This window comes from Treponema endosymbiont of Eucomonympha sp. (assembly GCF_001028545.1).
The window spans coordinates 1-431 of the sequence record NZ_BBPW01000703.1 but is presented as its reverse complement, the minus strand read 5'-3'; the positions used below and the strand labels follow the sequence as shown (position 1 = coordinate 431).

1 protein-coding gene is annotated in these 431 nt (G+C 49.7%); it reads right to left on the bottom strand.

Translation table 11 applies throughout. The annotated features are described in order from the left end of the window. Positions 1-232: 232 nt before the first annotated feature. Positions 233-431: hypothetical protein (locus AWU74_RS13015; protein WP_238580293.1), on the bottom strand; the 199-nt coding region annotated here is incomplete at its 5' end.

Here is a 431-nt window from a genome sequence, read left to right as displayed (position 1 = left end):
TCGCCTGCGCAGTTTTCTGCGTAGGCGAGGGTCTATAAGGGGGCACTACTATACACGCTAATAACGAGTAGCTTACTCGTAGCATGGCTCACTTGGCGCTCTGATAGAGCGTGACTGCTCTATCCCGTTACCGCAGACTTTGCTTGCGCATTCTGCGGCGACATCTTTACTGTCTAAAAGCCTGTAAAAAACCTGTTAAGCCGTGTTTCGGCTATATATATTCCGCCGTCTTTTAGGAAGCGGAGCAGCGGAGGCATAAGCGTCCGACTGCGTTTTTAAGATTTATTTCGGCTAGGCTCTGGTCGTAGGCATTCGACAGGTTCGCGCCTTCTTTTGCCAACCGTTTCTTTACCTCTTTAATTGGCGTGCGGTAGCCTTCTGCTCCTATCTCGTCTTTTATGAAACGGCGTACTCTATCAGAGTAATCCCCG